This is a genomic window from Erwinia sp. B116 (assembly GCF_002865965.1).
Lineage (GTDB): Bacteria > Pseudomonadota > Gammaproteobacteria > Enterobacterales > Enterobacteriaceae > Erwinia.
The window spans coordinates 1-14,937 of sequence record NZ_JRZZ01000011.1; the positions used below are offsets into that span (position 1 = coordinate 1).

General features: G+C 54.8%; 15 protein-coding genes. 10 read left to right on the forward strand and 5 right to left on the reverse strand.

What is annotated here, in order from left to right:
• From NV64_RS10065 to bolA, 4 genes are all read right to left on the reverse strand, one after another.
• The coding region (locus tag NV64_RS10065) for a ClpX C4-type zinc finger protein (RefSeq protein ID WP_199177647.1) at positions 1–407 on the reverse strand (407 nt) is incomplete at its 3' end.
• 87 nt (positions 408–494) lie between these two features.
• Positions 495–1,118, reverse strand: a complete 624-nt coding sequence (gene clpP / locus NV64_RS10070) for an ATP-dependent Clp endopeptidase proteolytic subunit ClpP (protein ID WP_056234005.1) — start codon at positions 1,116–1,118, stop codon at positions 495–497.
• A gap of 332 nt (positions 1,119–1,450) precedes the next feature.
• Positions 1,451–2,755 carry a trigger factor gene (gene tig, locus NV64_RS10075; protein ID WP_056234002.1) on the reverse strand — a complete coding sequence of 435 codons (1,305 nt, stop codon included), beginning with the start codon at positions 2,753–2,755 and terminating at the stop codon, positions 1,451–1,453.
• A 337-nt stretch (positions 2,756–3,092) separates the two neighbouring features.
• Complete coding sequence (bolA, locus tag NV64_RS10080) at positions 3,093–3,407, reverse strand: transcriptional regulator BolA (RefSeq protein WP_056234000.1); 315 nt, start codon at positions 3,405–3,407, stop codon at positions 3,093–3,095.
• Between the two features lie 286 nt (positions 3,408–3,693).
• Between bolA and NV64_RS10085 the strand changes: the two genes are divergently transcribed.
• The 8 genes from NV64_RS10085 to NV64_RS10120 all read left to right on the forward strand — a co-directional run bounded on the left by NV64_RS10085 (position 3,694) and on the right by NV64_RS10120 (position 12,674).
• A complete protein-coding gene (locus NV64_RS10085; RefSeq protein ID WP_056233997.1) occupies positions 3,694–4,272 on the forward strand; it encodes a lipoprotein in 579 nt (192 codons plus the stop codon).
• Positions 4,273–4,316: 44 nt separating this feature from the next.
• Complete coding sequence (gene ampG / locus NV64_RS10090) at positions 4,317–5,804, forward strand: muropeptide MFS transporter AmpG (RefSeq protein ID WP_056233994.1); 1,488 nt, start codon at positions 4,317–4,319, stop codon at positions 5,802–5,804.
• Positions 5,805–6,323: 519 nt separating this feature from the next.
• On the forward strand, positions 6,324–7,262 hold the full coding sequence (gene cyoA / locus NV64_RS10095) for a cytochrome o ubiquinol oxidase subunit II (RefSeq protein ID WP_056233991.1): 939 nt from the start codon (positions 6,324–6,326) through the stop codon (positions 7,260–7,262).
• Positions 7,263–7,266: 4 nt separating this feature from the next.
• A complete protein-coding gene (gene cyoB / locus NV64_RS10100) occupies positions 7,267–9,258 on the forward strand; it encodes a cytochrome o ubiquinol oxidase subunit I (RefSeq protein ID WP_056233988.1) in 1,992 nt (663 codons plus the stop codon).
• Complete coding sequence (locus NV64_RS10105; RefSeq protein ID WP_056233986.1) at positions 9,248–9,862, forward strand: cytochrome o ubiquinol oxidase subunit III; 615 nt, start codon at positions 9,248–9,250, stop codon at positions 9,860–9,862. The genes cyoB and NV64_RS10105 overlap by 11 nt, the downstream gene beginning before the upstream one ends.
• Complete coding sequence (locus NV64_RS10110) at positions 9,862–10,191, forward strand: cytochrome o ubiquinol oxidase subunit IV (RefSeq protein ID WP_056233984.1); 330 nt, start codon at positions 9,862–9,864, stop codon at positions 10,189–10,191. The genes NV64_RS10105 and NV64_RS10110 overlap by 1 nt, the downstream gene beginning before the upstream one ends.
• Before the next feature lie 13 nt (positions 10,192–10,204).
• Entirely contained in the window at positions 10,205–11,092 is an 888-nt protein-coding gene (gene cyoE, locus NV64_RS10115) for a heme o synthase (RefSeq protein ID WP_101505850.1), read from the forward strand.
• A 199-nt stretch (positions 11,093–11,291) separates the two neighbouring features.
• The gene (locus NV64_RS10120; protein WP_056233979.1) at positions 11,292–12,674 is read left to right on the forward strand and encodes an MFS transporter; all 1,383 of its coding nucleotides are present in this window, start codon (positions 11,292–11,294) and stop codon (positions 12,672–12,674) included.
• Between the two features lie 153 nt (positions 12,675–12,827).
• On the opposite strand, the gene NV64_RS10125 is transcribed toward NV64_RS10120, so the two are convergent.
• Positions 12,828–13,319, reverse strand: coding sequence for a YajQ family cyclic di-GMP-binding protein (locus tag NV64_RS10125; RefSeq protein ID WP_056233976.1), 492 nt, complete (start codon positions 13,317–13,319; stop codon positions 12,828–12,830).
• A 134-nt stretch (positions 13,320–13,453) separates the two neighbouring features.
• Here NV64_RS10125 and panE point away from each other — a divergent pair, with 134 nt between their 5' ends.
• Both panE and yajL read left to right on the forward strand, forming a co-directional pair.
• On the forward strand, positions 13,454–14,374 hold the full coding sequence (gene panE, locus NV64_RS10130; protein WP_101505851.1) for a 2-dehydropantoate 2-reductase: 921 nt from the start codon (positions 13,454–13,456) through the stop codon (positions 14,372–14,374).
• A complete protein-coding gene (gene yajL, locus NV64_RS10135) occupies positions 14,328–14,930 on the forward strand; it encodes a protein deglycase YajL (protein WP_056233968.1) in 603 nt (200 codons plus the stop codon). Before panE ends, yajL begins: the two co-directional genes overlap by 47 nt.
• Positions 14,931–14,937 lie beyond the last annotated feature (7 nt).

A 14,937-nucleotide genomic window follows, 5' to 3' on the forward strand; every position in this document is an offset into this window, starting at 1 on the left:
AGCAGCCGCGCCAGCGTTTCCGCCAGCAGCGTTTTACCGCTGCCGGTCGGCCCGATCAGCAGAATGTTACTTTTGCCCAGCTCGATGCCGTTGCTGGTATCGCCGTTGCGCAGGCGCTTGTAGTGGTTATATACCGCCACCGCCAGCACCTTTTTCGCCCGCTCCTGGCCGATGACGTAGTCATCCAGGTGGTGGCGGATTTCATGCGGCGTCGGCAGGGAGTTACGCTCGCGGTGCGGCGCCACTTCCTTAATCTCTTCGCGGATAATGTCGTTGCAGAGTTCAACGCACTCATCGCAAACGTACACTGACGGGCCGGCAATCAGCTTGCGCACTTCATGCTGGCTTTTGCCGCAAAAAGAGCAGTACAGCAGCTTCCCTGAACCGTCTTTGCGTTTTTCAGTCATTCACTCCCCCTAAAACCCCGATCGGACTCAATGAGACAGGCCGCCAGTCGCGGCGGCTCTGCTCTGCAACGTCGATCCGGCAAATAATCAGTTACGCTGTGCCAGCACAGAATCCACTAAGCCATACTCAACGGCTTCGCTGGCCGACAGGAAGCGATCGCGGTTGGTGTCACGCTCAATCGTTTCGATACTCTGACCCGTGTGCTTCGCCATCAACTCGTTCATCATCTGTTTGGTCTTGATGATTTCACGGGCATGGATATCAATGTCTGACGCCTGTCCCTGGAAACCACCCAGCGGCTGGTGGATCATCACACGTGAGTTTGGCAGGCAGTAGCGCTTACCTTTCGCGCCGGCGGTCAGCAGGAACGCGCCCATTGAGCAGGCCTGGCCCATACAGATGGTGCTGACGTCGGGTTTGATAAACTGCATGGTGTCATAAATAGACATCCCTGCGGTGATCACGCCACCCGGCGAGTTAATATAGAGATGGATATCCTTTTCCGGATTTTCCGCTTCCAGGAACAGCATCTGCGCCACGATCAGGTTGGCCATATGGTCTTCGACCTGACCGGTCAGGAAAATAATGCGCTCTTTGAGCAGGCGCGAGTAAATGTCGTAAGAACGCTCTCCACGAGAGGTTTGTTCGACTACCATCGGCACTAAAGCCATATGGGGTGCCATTTGTTCACGTTCGCCACTGTATGACATTACCGTCTCCTGGATAAATTTCATTTGGCAATACACTCTGTAGCGATTCTACGTAAGAGCGTTCGGGGACACGATGTGCCCAGGCCTTCCACCCGACGCGTCCACAGAGTCATCGGGCCTGATGACTTCGTTGTTACAATTTGGGGATTTGTATCGGCTATTTCAAGCATAACAACGTTTTTATTAACTGCTAACCAGGAAAAGTGGCTCAGACGATAATTTGCAGATTAAATGAGCAAATCGTCAAAAAAAGCAGTGCGCTGTAACGCTCTGAAATGCAAAAGCCCGCGACCAAAGGACGCGGGCTTGGATCACACTACCGGTTCGGAGAATCAGGCCGTTTGGGTCTGGTTCATCAGTTCCTGGAAGTTGGTCTCTTTTTCGGTCACTTTGGCTTTTTCCAGCACGGCTTCAACAGCCTGCTCTTCCAGAGCAACGTTACGCATGTTGTTCATCAGCTCGGTATTTTTGCTGTAGAACTCGATCACTTCTGATGGATCTTCGTAAGCCGAAGCCATCTCTTCGATCAGCGCTTTAACACGATCTTCGTCAGCTTTCAGCTCGTGGGTACGAATCACTTCACCCAGCAGCAGGCCAACAACAACGCGGCGTTTAGCCTGCTCTTCGAACAGCTCGCGTGGAAGCTCCAGCGCCTGCTTCTCGTTGCCACCAAAACGCTGTGCAGCCTGACGCTTCAGCACGTCGATTTCACCATCGATCAGCGCAGCAGGAACGTCGATATCGTTGGCTTTCACCAGACCGTCGATCGCCTGAGTCTTCACGCGGTTACGCACGGCGCCTTTCAGCTCACGTTGCATGTTCTTGCGTACTTCGGTACGCAGGCCAGCCACAGAACCATCTTCCACGCCGAAACGCTTGATGAACTCTTCGGTGAACTCTGGCAGCTCGCGCTCTTCAACTTTCTTCAGCACGATTTCGAACTTCGCCGCTTTCCCTTTCAGGTTTTCAGCGTGGTAATCGTCCGGGAAGTTGACGTCGATGGTGAAGGTTTCACCAGCTTTACGACCGGTAATGCCCTCTTCGAAGCCTGGGATCATACGACCCTGGCCCATTGCGAGCACGAAGTCAGAGGCTTTGCCGCCTTCAAACTCTTCGCCGTCAACAGAACCGGTGAAATCGATGGTCGCGCGATCTTCAGCGGTCGCAGCAGCATCGGTCTCTTTCCAGGTTGCCTGCTGCTTACGCAGCGTGTCCAGCATGGTGTCGACGTCGGCATCGGTCACTTCAACTACCGGTTTTTCAACTTCGATAGCGTCCAGACCCTGCAGCTCAACTTCCGGATACACTTCAAACTCGGCGGTGAAGGTGAAGTCTTCACCTTCGGTGTAGGCGCCTGGTACGTAGTTTGGCGCACCGGCCGGGTTAATTTTATCTTTGATGATCGCGTCAACAAAACCGCGCTGCATCAGATCGCCCAGCACGTCCTGGCGAACAGAGGCGCCGTAACGCTGTGCAACCACGGTCATCGGCACTTTTCCTTTACGGAAACCGTCGATGCGTACTTTCTTAGCAACGTTAACCAGCTCGTTTTTAACCGCAGTGGCGATCACATCTTTATCGATGGTAATCGTTACGCGACGGCCCAGGCCCTGAGTTGTTTCTACTGAAACTTGCATCTTATTACCTCAAAAAATCACGTGCTCGGTCGACTTCAGACTGGCCCTGTCCACGGGTGCAGGCACCCTGAACAGCGTCGGTCTAAGAACCGGGACGGCTTCTGATGTCAGAACCGCGTTCCCTGTTACGCAGAAGCGTCCCGAAGACATTCCGGAAAAAAATTAGACGCGCATTATAGCTGCAACGTCAAAGCGAGTCGAGGCGACACCTCCCCTCTAAACAGGCTACTTTTTACATTTTTAAGGTAAAACCGCAAGAAATTGCTGCAGCAGATGCCAACTGCGCCCAGAAACAAGAAAACGGCCCGCAGGCCGTTTGTTTAATTCGTATGCGAAATCAGGCCAGCGTGCCCGCGCCGCGACAGTTTGGAGAGGCAGGTACGGTATCCTGCAGACCTTGCCACTCTTTATCAGTGTAGCTGTGCAACGCCAGCGCATGGACGCTGCCGGCCAGCTCGTCCGCCAGCACGCCATAGATGGCACGGTGACGTGCCAGGAAGCGCTGTCCATTAAAGCTGTCGCTGACAATGATCACTTTAAAATGGCTCTCCGCCCCCGCAGGAACATTGTGCCGGTAGCTTTCGTCATGGACCTCAAGGTGCAGCGGTGAAAATGCCGTACGTAGCTTTTCTTCTATTTGTTCACGCATCATACCCGGACTCCTCAGATTCAGAGCGGTGCCCCATCTCATTCAATATTAGTTGGTTTTTCAGTATAACCGTCGCACTTTACCGAAATTTTCGCAGCAGCGGAAAATTTTCACAGCGGCGGGTGCAACGTAATCCCCGCCGCGCAGTCAAAAAACCCGGCGCAGACACGTCTGAAAAACGGCCAACGCGATGAATTTACGCGCGATCAGCTCTTCCCCTGCTGACAGGCAGTGTTATGATGGCCGCAGTTTTGTCAGCACTACACCTTATGAAACCGAGAAAATAAGCATGTTAAAAAAATTCATCTTCCCTCTGCTGGCCATGTTCGTTCTGGCTGGCTGTGCAACCAGCAGTAATACCCTTGAAGTTTCACCAAAAATTAAGCTGCCCCAGCAGGATCCGGGCCTGATGGGCGTCACAGTCAGCATCAACGGTGCCGATCAGCGCAGCGATCAGGCGCTGGCTAAAATCAACCGCGATGGCCAGCTGGTGACGCTGACGCCTTCACGCGATCTGCGCTTCCTGCTGCAGGAGACGCTGGAGAAGCAGATGACCGCCCGCGGTTATATGATTGGCCCGAACGGTGCTGTCGATCTGCAGATCGTTGTGAACAACCTGTACGCTGATGTGACCCAGGGTAACCTGCGCTACAGCATCACCACTAAAGCGGACATTTCGATCATTGCCACGGCGAAAAATGGCAACAAGCAGGTGAAAAACTACCGCCAGGTCTATAGCGTTGAAGGCGCGCTGAGCGCGAGCAACGAGAAAATCACCAATGCGGTTAACGCCACGCTCGGCGACGTGATCTCTGATATGGCACAGGACACCAGCGTCAGCGAGTTCATCAAGCAGAACACCCGTTAATCACTTTTCAGCCCGGCAGGATGCCGGGCTGTCATAAGGCCCTTATGCCCAGCCATTATCTGCACATCTTTACCCGGCGTAACTCCGCCCTGCTTCTGTTACTGGGTTTTGCTTCCGGCCTGCCGCTGGCGCTCACCTCCGGCACCCTACAGGCATGGATGGCCGTCGAAAATATCGATATCAAAACCATCGGTTTCTTCTCTCTGGTAGGCCAGGCCTACGTCTTTAAGTTTCTCTGGTCACCGTTGATGGATCGCTATACGCCGCCGTTTCTTGGGCGTCGTCGTGGCTGGCTGCTGATCACCCAGCTGCTGTTAATCGTCGGTATTGCACTGATGGGCTTTATGCAGCCCTCTCGTGATTTAACGCTGCTGGCCGCGCTGGCGGTGCTGGTCGCGTTCTGCTCTGCCTCACAGGATATTGTTTTCGATGCCTGGAAAACCGACGTCTTGCCGGCGGAAGAACGCGGCAGCGGTGCGGCGATCAGCGTGCTGGGCTATCGCCTGGCGATGCTGGTCTCCGGTGGCCTGGCGCTGTGGCTGGCGGACCGCTTCCTCGGCTGGCAGGCAATCTGGTGGCTGATGGCCGCGATGATGGTGCCCGGCGTGATCGCCACCCTGCTGGCGAAAGAACCCGATGACAGGATTGAGCGTCCGCGCACGCTTGAGGCGGCAGTGGTCGCGCCGCTGCGCGATTTCTTTAACCGCAACAACGCCTGGCTGATCCTGTCGCTGATTGTGCTGTATAAACTCGGCGATGCCTTTGCCGCCAGCCTGACCACCATTTTCCTGATCCGGGGCGTGGGCTTCGATGCCGGCGACGTGGGCCTGGTTAATAAAACGCTGGGGCTGGTGGCGACCATTATCGGCGCGCTGGCCGGCGGCCTGTTGATGCAGCGGCTGAGCCTGTTCCGTGCGTTAATGCTGTTTGGCCTGTTGCAGGCCGTCTCTAACCTCGGTTACTGGATCCTGGCCGTTACCGACAGGCATCTGTACAGCATGGCAGCAGCGGTGACGGTAGAAAACCTGTGCGGCGGCATGGGCACCGCGGCGTTTGTCGCCCTGCTGATGACCTTGTGCAACCGCTCTTTCTCTGCCACACAGTTTGCGCTGCTTTCGGCGCTGTCAGCGGTGGGCCGCGTCTACGTTGGCCCGGTGGCAGGCTGGTTTGTGGCCGGCTGGGGCTGGCCGACATTTTATGCTTTCTCGGTCATCGCCGCCCTGCCGGGGTTGCTGCTGCTCGCCGCCTGCCGCTCAACGCTGGAACAGGCGGCGAGCGGTAACGCCTTTCAGCCGCGGACGTCGTTTGCTGCCGGTTACCGTTGGGCCACCCGCGGGCTGGCGCTGGGCTGTCTGCTGCTGGCCATCTGGCTGGTGCTGTTGGCACTTGGTGCGTCTGGCGTACTGGCGGCTGATGCCCTCAGTTCGCTGCTGTTTGAAGCGGGTATCGTCCTGTTGCTGGCCGCCATTGTTGCGGGAACGGTAATGGATTACCGGGCGCAAAAAACGGTGCCACAGCAGCCTCAGTCCTGACGCCGGTGCCGCAATCGTTGCTGTTAATGCCTTGTTTTTACAACAAGGCATTAACAATTAAGGAGAAAAAAACGTGCGCCCCGCCCCGCAGCGAGGTTTGTGTTAACAAACATAAAACGCTGCTGGAAATTTAATTTTCGGTCAGAAGGTGCCCTTTAAGAAAATTTTTGGCGGGAATTAAGTGTGATAAATTAGTATTAAAAACCGGTGCGTAATCAGTTTTAGGTTAATAAATATCACACAAATGATAAGGACTTGTTAAACAATTGGGGCATTAACCGTCTGGTTATAGCGTATCTGATTTTAGCGGCTTTTTTTTCATCGTTTTTTGTTATATTAGCGCCAACCCCTTGCCAATATTCATATTTTGTCACTACCAGTAACATCTGTGATAGCCTTTGCAAAAGGTGTCAACACCCCGCTGACACAACCTGTTGCAGGTTTACAGTCCATAAACCTTCCCGTAAAATGCCGCACACACTTAAACGACAATAGAGCCCTTGTCATTGAGGTCGTTAAATGAGACTCAGTAAATACAATAAAAGTTTGGGGATTTTCTCGTTAATCGCAGGCACTATTTTACTTAGTGGCTGCGATAGCGCGTTGTTAAATCCCAAAGGACAGGTTGCACTGGAGCAGCGTTCATTGATTCTGACAGCCTTTGGCTTGATGATGATCGTCGTGATCCCCGCAGTCCTGATGGCCGTTGTGTTCGCCTGGAAATATCGGGCTTCTAACACTAACGCCAAATACAGCCCGAACTGGTCACACTCGAATAAAGTTGAAGCCGTGGTCTGGACTGTTCCAATCTTAATCATTGTTTTCCTTGGAATTTTGACGTGGAAATCAACCCACGCTCTGGAACCAAGCAAGCCGCTGGTGCACGATGCCAAGCCGATCGAGATTGAAGTAGTGTCGCTTGACTGGAAATGGCTGTTCATTTACCCGGAACAGGGTATAGCGACCGTCAACCAGATTGCTTTCCCGGCTAACCGCCCGGTGAGCTTCAAGATTACCTCGAACACCGTGATGAACTCCTTCTTCATTCCAACCCTCGGTAGCCAGATTTACGCTATGGCGGGTATGCAGACTAAACTGCATCTGATTGCGAATGAACCTGGCACCTTTGACGGTATCTCCTCAAACTTCAGTGGTCGTGGCTTCTCTGGTATGAAGTTCAAAGCGATTGCAACGCCTGACGAAGCAACCTTCGATCAGTGGGTAGCAAAAGTGAAGCAGTCACCAGATGCACTGGCCTCCATGGATGATTTCAAAAAGGTGGCAGCACCAAGCGAAAATAATCCAGTGGCGTACTACTCAAGCGTGAAGCCTGGCCTGTTCAGCGACGTTATTGGGCAGTTTATGACCAGCCACGGTGGAAGCATGGACATGTCTCACGGCGAAGGCCATGAAGGTATGGATATGAGCAACTCCGCTCACGCGGGAGCCGAGGAATAATACGATGTTAGGAAAATTAACACTGGAAGCAGTGCCGTATCACGAACCGATTATCATGGTTACCGTGGCTGGCATCATCCTGGGTGGCCTGGCACTGGTTGCCGCACTGACTTACTTCGGTAAGTGGAAATATCTGTGGACCGAATGGCTGACGTCAGTCGACCACAAAAAACTCGGTATCATGTACATCATTATGGCTTTCGTCATGCTGCTGCGCGGCTTTGCCGATGCCGTAATGATGCGTACCCAGCAGGTGCTAGCCTCTGCGGGTGAAGCGGGCATTCTACCACCGCACCACTACGACCAGATCTTCACCGCCCATGGCGTGATCATGATCTTCTTCGTAGCGATGCCGTTCGTGGTTGGTCTGATGAACATTGCTGTTCCTCTGCAGATCGGCGCGCGCGACGTGGCCTACCCGTTCCTGAACAACCTGAGCTTCTGGTTCACCGCGGTCGGTGTGGTTCTGGTTAACCTGTCACTGGGTGTGGGCGAGTTCGCACAGACCGGCTGGCTGGCTTATCCGCCACTCTCGGGAGCGGAATACAGTCCGGGGGTCGGTGTTGACTACTGGATATGGAGTCTACAGCTCTCCGGTATTGGTACGACCCTGACCGGTATCAACTTCTTCGTGACCATCATGAAGATGCGTGCGCCGGGCATGACCATGTTCAAAATGCCGGTGTTTACCTGGGCTTCCCTGTGTACCAACGTGCTGATCATCGCCGCGTTCCCGGTTCTCACCGTGACCCTGGCTCTGCTGACCCTTGACCGTTATCTTGGTTTCCATTTCTTTACCAATGATATGGGCGGCAACATGATGATGTACGTGAACCTGATTTGGGTTTGGGGACATCCGGAAGTGTACATCCTGGTTCTGCCGGTCTTCGGTGTGTTCTCAGAGATTGTTGCAACCTTCTCGAAAAAACGTCTGTTTGGTTACACCTCTCTGGTGTGGGCAACGGTGGTAATTACCATCCTGTCCTTCATCGTATGGCTGCACCACTTCTTCACCATGGGTGCTGGCGCCAACGTTAACGCCTTCTTCGGTATTATGACGATGATTATCGCCATTCCTACCGGGGTGAAAATCTTTAACTGGCTGTTCACCATGTATCAGGGCCGCATTCAGATGCACTCTGCGATGCTGTGGACCGTTGGCTTCCTGGTCACCTTCTCTGTAGGTGGTATGACCGGGGTGCTGCTGGCCGTACCAGGTGCGGACTTCGTTCTGCATAACAGCCTGTTCCTGATTGCCCACTTCCATAACGTGATTATCGGTGGTGTGGTGTTCGGTTGCTTCGCTGGTGTGACCTACTGGTTCCCGAAAGCGTTCGGCTTCACGCTGAATGAAACCTGGGGTATCCGTGCGTTCTGGTTCTGGATTATCGGCTTCTTCACCGCCTTTATGCCGCTGTACGTGCTGGGCTTCATGGGTATGACCCGTCGCATCAGCCAGGATATCGATCCTCAGTTCCACCCGATGCTGGTTGTTGCAGCCTGTGGTGCCGGTCTGATCGCCTGTGGCGTTATCTGCCAGGCCATTCAGTTCTACGTCTCCGTACGTGACCGTGAACTGAACCGTGACCTGACCGGTGACCCGTGGGGCGGCCGTACGCTGGAGTGGGCAACCTCTTCACCACCGCCGTTCTATAACTTTGCTATTGTCCCTGAAATCCAGGAACGTGATGCGTTCTGGGAAATGAAAGAGAAAGGCGAAGCGTATAAGAAACCTGCGCACTATGACGAAATTCATATGCCTAAGAACAGCGGCGCCGGTGTGGTGATTGGCTTCTTCTCGCTGGTATTTGGTTTCGCTGCGATCTGGCATATCTGGTGGCTGCTCGGTCTGTCCTTCGTGGCCATGATCGTATCCTGGATCGTTAAGAGCTTTGACGAAGACGTGGATTACTACGTTCCTGTTGCCGAGATCGAAAAAATCGAGAATCAGCACTTTGACGAAATTAGCAAAGCAGGCCTGAAAAATGTCAACTGAAACTCTGACTAAACACCACGACGCCCATGGGGACCATGGGCATCACGATGCAGGAGCCAACAAAGTCTTTGGCTTCTGGATCTACCTGATGAGCGACTGCATCATCTTCGCCACGCTGTTTGCTACCTATGGTGTAATGGTAAACAACGTCGCTGGCGGCCCGGCAGGGAAAGATATTTTTGAACTGCCGTTTGTACTGGTTGAAACCGCACTGCTTCTGTTGAGCTCCATTACCTATGGTTTTGCAGTCATCAACATGAACAACGAGAAGAAAGGTGCGGTGCTGGGCTGGCTGGCGCTGACCTTCCTGTTTGGTCTGGGCTTCATCGCGATGGAAATCTATGAATTCCATCACCTGATCAAAGAGGGCTTTGGTCCTGACCGCAGTGGCTTCCTGTCAGCCTTCTTCACGCTGGTAGGGACTCACGGTCTGCACGTGACTTCAGGTCTGATCTGGATGCTGGTGCTGATGTATCAGGTGTCTAAGCGTGGCCTGACCTCAACCAACCGTACCCGTATTATGTGCCTGAGCCTGTTCTGGCACTTCCTGGACGTGGTGTGGATCTGCGTATTCACCATTGTTTACCTGATGGGGGTGATGTAATGAGCCATTCTGCAACTGAGCATGGTGCATCTCACGGCAGCGTGAAGTCATACATGATCGGCTTTGTGCTGTCGATCATTCTGACCGGTATCCCCTTCTGGATGGTGATGGACGGTGGCGCTTCTAAAGCCACTATCCTGGCAGTGGTGCTGATCTGTGCAGTGGTTCAGGTGTTTGTTCACCTGAAGTACTTCCTGCACCTGGACAGCAAGTCAGAAGGTGGCTGGAACATGGTCGCTATCGTCTTTGCTGCAATTATCATCCTGATTGTTGTTGTTGGCTCGCTATGGATCATGTGGAACCTCAACTACAATATGATGGCCCACTAACAGAGCTACTGTGATGATTAAGCAATACCTGCAAGTAACAAAACCAGGAATTATTTTCGGAAATTTAATTTCTGTTATCGGGGGATTCCTGCTGGCTTCGAAAGGCAGCATTGATTACTCCCTGTTTCTCTTCACCTTAGTCGGCGTCTCGCTGGTGGTCGCGTCAGGTTGTGTTTACAACAACTTTATCGACCGTGACATCGACAAAAAGATGGAGAGAACCAAGAATCGGGTGCTGGTTAAAGGCCTCATCTCTCCGAAATTAAGCCTGGTTTATGCAACCGTACTGGGTATTGCTGGCTTCGCGATGCTGTATTTCGGAGCAAACCCGCTGGCTATGTGGCTGGCGGTGATGGGCTTCGTGGTTTATGTCGGCGTTTACAGCCTGTACATGAAGCGCAACTCCGTCTACGGCACCCTGATCGGCAGCCTGTCTGGCGCTGCACCGCCGGTGATCGGTTACTGTGCGGTGACCAACCAGTTCGATGCCGGCGCGCTGATCCTGCTGGCGATCTTTAGCCTGTGGCAGATGCCGCACTCGTACGCGATTGCGATCTTCCGCTTTAAAGATTACCAGGCTGCCAACATTCCGGTTCTGCCGGTGGTGAAAGGTATCTCTGTCGCCAAGAATCATATTACGCTCTATATCCTGGCGTTTATGATTGCCACGCTGATGCTGACCCTCGGTGGCTACGCCGGGTACAAGTATCTGGTGGTTGCGGCAGCGGTGAGCGTCTGGTGGCTGGGTATGGCACTGTCAGGTTACAAAACCTCAAACGATCGCGTTTGGGCACGTAAGCTGTTTGTGTTCTCAATCGTGGCTATCACCGCGCTCAGCGTGATGATGTCGGTCGACTTTATGACCCCGGCCTCGAAAGACCTGCTGACTTACGTCTGGTAAGCGCAAGCTACATCACTGCTAAGGGCGCGATTTCGCGCCCTTTCTTTTTGTTACGACTAACTGGAAACTATTGTTTTACCCGCCCTCCCCCGCCACATAAAATAGACAAATCTGACCATTTGCTTACACAGGCAAGCCGTTTCAGGCAAGCCTTTATCCTGGTGCCTGCAGAGTAAGGCCTGGAAGAATTGAGGGTGTAATGAACGACAATAAAATGACGCCGGGCGAGCTGCGTGCCACCTGGGGTCTGGGGAGCGTTTTTTCCCTGAGAATGCTGGGCATGTTTATGGTCCTGCCGGTGCTGACCACCTACGGTATGGCACTGCAAGGTGCCAGCGAGGCGCTGATTGGCCTCGCCATTGGTATTTACGGCCTTGCACAGGCCGTTTTCCAGATCCCCTTCGGCCTGCTTTCCGACCGGATTGGCCGTAAGCCGCTGATCGTGTTTGGCCTGTTAGTCTTCGTGCTGGGCAGCATTATCGCCGCCACCACCACCTCAATCTGGGGGGTGATTCTCGGCCGTGCGCTCCAGGGTTCCGGCGCGATTGCCGCCGCCGTGATGGCGCTGCTTTCCGATCTGACCCGCGAACAGAACCGCACCAAGGCGATGGCGTTTATCGGCATCAGCTTTGGCATCACTTTTGCCATTGCCATGGTACTGGGCCCTATTATCACCAACGCCCTCGGCCTGCACGCCCTGTTCTGGCTGATTGCGGCGCTGGCAACCGTGGGTATCGTAATCACGCTACTGGTGGTGCCTTCAGCCGCCAGCCACCAGCTGAACCGGGAATCCGGCATGGTGAAAGGCAGCATTCGTGACGTGCTGACCAACGGACGACTCATCAGGCTGAATTTCGGTATTCTCTGCCTGCACGTGCTGCTGATGTCGAGCTTTGTCGCTATGCCCGGCCAGTTTGAACAGGCTGGCTTCCCGCCGGCCGAGCACTGGAAGGTATATCTGTTCACCATGCTGATCGCCTTCGTCACCGTGCTGCCCTTTATCATCTACGCCGAAGTGAAGCGTAAGATGAAGCGGGTCTTTGTCGGTTGCGTGGCGCTGATGCTGGTGGCGGAAATCGTGCTGTGGGGTGCTGGCAACAACTTCTGGACGCTGGTTATCGGCGTCCAGCTGTTCTTTATCGGCTTTAACCTGATGGAAGCGATCCTGCCGTCACTGGTCAGCAAGGAGTCTCCGCCGGGTTATAAAGGCACGGCGATGGGCCTCTACTCCACCAGCCAGTTTATCGGTGTGGCGATCGGCGGCAGCATGGGCGGCTGGGTGTTTGGTCATATTGATGCGCAGAGCGTGTTCCTGGTCGGTGCCCTGCTGGCCGTTGTCTGGCTGGGTGTCAGCATGACCATGAAAGAGCCACCTTATGTCAGCAGCCTGCGCATCACGCTGGAGCACTGCGCCGCTGATAAAGCAGAACTTGAGCAGAAGCTGAAGGCCCATCCAGGCGTTGCCGCCGTATTTATTGTGCCGGAAGAGCAGAGTGCCTATGTCAAAATCGACAGTAAGGTCACCAGCCGCGCTGAACTTGAGATGCTAATTGCCGGACACCCGGCAGGTCAGATGGCCTGAGCATCCGGGCTTCCGGGCCGTCTGTCGCCCGGGAGCTGAAGGCCGGTCAAATCCGCCCGCACCTGAACCGCGCGGGCGGTTTGACCGCGAACAACAGAGCGTGGCAGCAGCGCAGACCGGCGGGCTGAGCATGCACACGCTGTCCGCAGAGAATCAGTCGCGGAAGTTCTTAAACTGGAACGGTTGCCCCAGCTCGCCTTTGCGCACCAGCGCCATTACGCCCTGTAGATCGTCGCGTGATTTGCCGGTGACGCGCAGTTCGTCGCCCTGAATCTGCGTCTGTACCTTCAGCTTGCTGTCTTTGATCAGCTTCACCAGCTTCTTCGCCACGTCGCTTTCAATGCCTTTTTTCATTTTGGCTTCGACGCTCCAGCTCTTACCGCTGTGCTCGATCTCCTCCGGAATCTCCAGCGCCGCGCCTTCAATCCCGCGCTTGAGCAGCTTCTCACGCAGAATATCCACCAGCTGCTTCACCTGAAAGTCAGACTCACTGAGCACCTTGATGGTCTCATTCTTCTGGTTCAGTTCAAAACTGGCCTGCACGTTGCGGAAATCGAAGCGGGTGGCCAGTTCACGGTTGGCGTTTTCCACCGCATTGAGCACTTCCTGCAAATCAATTTCGGAAACGATATCGAAAGATGGCATGATCTATTCTCCTGATACTAAAGTGACAGGCATAATACCTGCTTGCCACCGGTAAATAAAACCGCAGGCGCTGATAGCGATAATAATGAGCAGGCGGGCCGAGCGGTTAACAGCACCCGCACGCGGGAGGAATTATGAAAATTACCGTACTTGGATGCGGTGCTTTAGGGCAGCTGTGGCTGGCCGCTCTTGACCGCCAGGGCCATGAAGTGCAGGGCTGGCTGCGCGTGCCGCAGCCTTACTGTTCGGTAAACGTGATCGAGCCTGACGGAAGCACGATCAACAAAACCTTTATCGCCAACGATCCGGCCTTTCTCGCCGGCAGCGATCTGCTGCTGGTAACGCTGAAGGCGTTTCAGGTCTCCGAGGCGGTAAAAAACCTGCAGTCGGTGCTGCCGGAGCAGGCGCCGGTGTTGCTGCTTCATAACGGCATGGGTACGCTGGCTGAGCTTAAGTCGCTGCCGCAGCCGCTGCTGCGCGGCGTCACCACCCATGCCGCGCGGCGTGACGGCACGGTGATCGTCCACGTCGCCTGCGGTATTACCCACATTGGCCCGATATCGCCGGCGGCGGTGGCGATGAGCGAGCTGGCGGAAATCCTGCACGCCGCGCTGCCTGACGTGGCCTGGCATAACAACGTCGCCTCAGCCGCCTGGCACAAGCTGGCGGTAAACTGTGTGATCAACCCGCTGACGGTATTTTACGACTGTACTAACGGCGAGCTGGCGCAATACCCGCAGGAGATTGCCGCCCTCAGTAACGAAGTCGCTGCCGTGATGGAGCGCGAAGGGCAACACGTGTCGCGGGAGTGGCTGATTGATTATGTCATGGAGGTGATCCGTACCACCTCCGGCAACGTCTCTTCGATGCTGCAGGATATCCGCGCCCTGCGCCGCACTGAAATCGACTATATCAACGGCTATGTGATTCGCCGCGCCCGCGCCCAGGGCCTGGCCACGCCGGAAAATAACCGTCTTTACGAATACATTAAAAGAAAGGAACAAGATTATGACCGCGAACGTATCGGTTCTGGTTTGCCTGGCGCCTGGCAGTGAAGAGACGGAGGCCGTCACCACCATCGATCTGCTGGTGCGCGCCGGCATCAACGTGGTCACCGCCAGCGTCACCAGCGACGGCAGCCGGGAAATCGTCTGCTCCCGCGGCGTGCGGCTGCTGGCCGATGCCACGCTGGTGACGGTGGCGGACGATGAGTTCGCGGCCATTGTGCTCCCCGGCGGGCTAAAGGGCGCGGAAAATTTCCGCGACAGCCCGCTGCTGATCGAGACCGTCCGTCAGTTTCACCTTTCCGGACGCATCGTCGCCGCGATCTGCGCCGCTCCCGGTACCGTGCTGATCCCACACGATCTGTTCCCGGTGGGCAATATGACCGGTTTTCCTGGCCTGAAAGAGACCATTCCGGAGGGTAAATGGATGGATCGACGCGTGGTGTGGGATCGCCGGGTTAATCTGCTGACCAGCCAGGCACCGGGCACGACGATTGATTTTGCGCTGAAGCTGATCGACCTGCTGGTGGGCAGTGAAAAAGCCCGCGAAGTCGGCGAACAGCTGGTGCTGGCCGCCGGTATTTTCGACTATCGCGAGGCTTTTTAAGCGAGCG

Bases quoted from the DNA above. Each gene is read 5' to 3' on its own strand.
- cyoE (WP_101505850.1), top strand. From the start codon at position 10,205: ATGATTAAGCAATACCTGCAAGTAACAAAACCAGGAATTATTTTCGGA.
- NV64_RS10105 (WP_056233986.1), top strand. From the start codon at position 9,248: ATGTCAACTGAAACTCTGACTAAACACCACGACGCCCATGGGGACCAT.
- ampG (WP_056233994.1), top strand. From the start codon at position 4,317: ATGCCCAGCCATTATCTGCACATCTTTACCCGGCGTAACTCCGCCCTG.
- NV64_RS10085 (WP_056233997.1), top strand. From the start codon at position 3,694: ATGTTAAAAAAATTCATCTTCCCTCTGCTGGCCATGTTCGTTCTGGCT.
- NV64_RS10125 (WP_056233976.1), bottom strand. From the start codon at position 13,319: ATGCCATCTTTCGATATCGTTTCCGAAATTGATTTGCAGGAAGTGCTC.
- NV64_RS10120 (WP_056233979.1), top strand. From the start codon at position 11,292: ATGAACGACAATAAAATGACGCCGGGCGAGCTGCGTGCCACCTGGGGT.
- tig (WP_056234002.1), bottom strand. From the start codon at position 2,755: ATGCAAGTTTCAGTAGAAACAACTCAGGGCCTGGGCCGTCGCGTAACG.
- bolA (WP_056234000.1), bottom strand. From the start codon at position 3,407: ATGATGCGTGAACAAATAGAAGAAAAGCTACGTACGGCATTTTCACCG.
- cyoB (WP_056233988.1), top strand. From the start codon at position 7,267: ATGTTAGGAAAATTAACACTGGAAGCAGTGCCGTATCACGAACCGATT.
- NV64_RS10110 (WP_056233984.1), top strand. From the start codon at position 9,862: ATGAGCCATTCTGCAACTGAGCATGGTGCATCTCACGGCAGCGTGAAG.
- panE (WP_101505851.1), top strand. From the start codon at position 13,454: ATGAAAATTACCGTACTTGGATGCGGTGCTTTAGGGCAGCTGTGGCTG.
- yajL (WP_056233968.1), top strand. From the start codon at position 14,328: ATGACCGCGAACGTATCGGTTCTGGTTTGCCTGGCGCCTGGCAGTGAA.
- clpP (WP_056234005.1), bottom strand. From the start codon at position 1,118: ATGTCATACAGTGGCGAACGTGAACAAATGGCACCCCATATGGCTTTA.
- cyoA (WP_056233991.1), top strand. From the start codon at position 6,324: ATGAGACTCAGTAAATACAATAAAAGTTTGGGGATTTTCTCGTTAATC.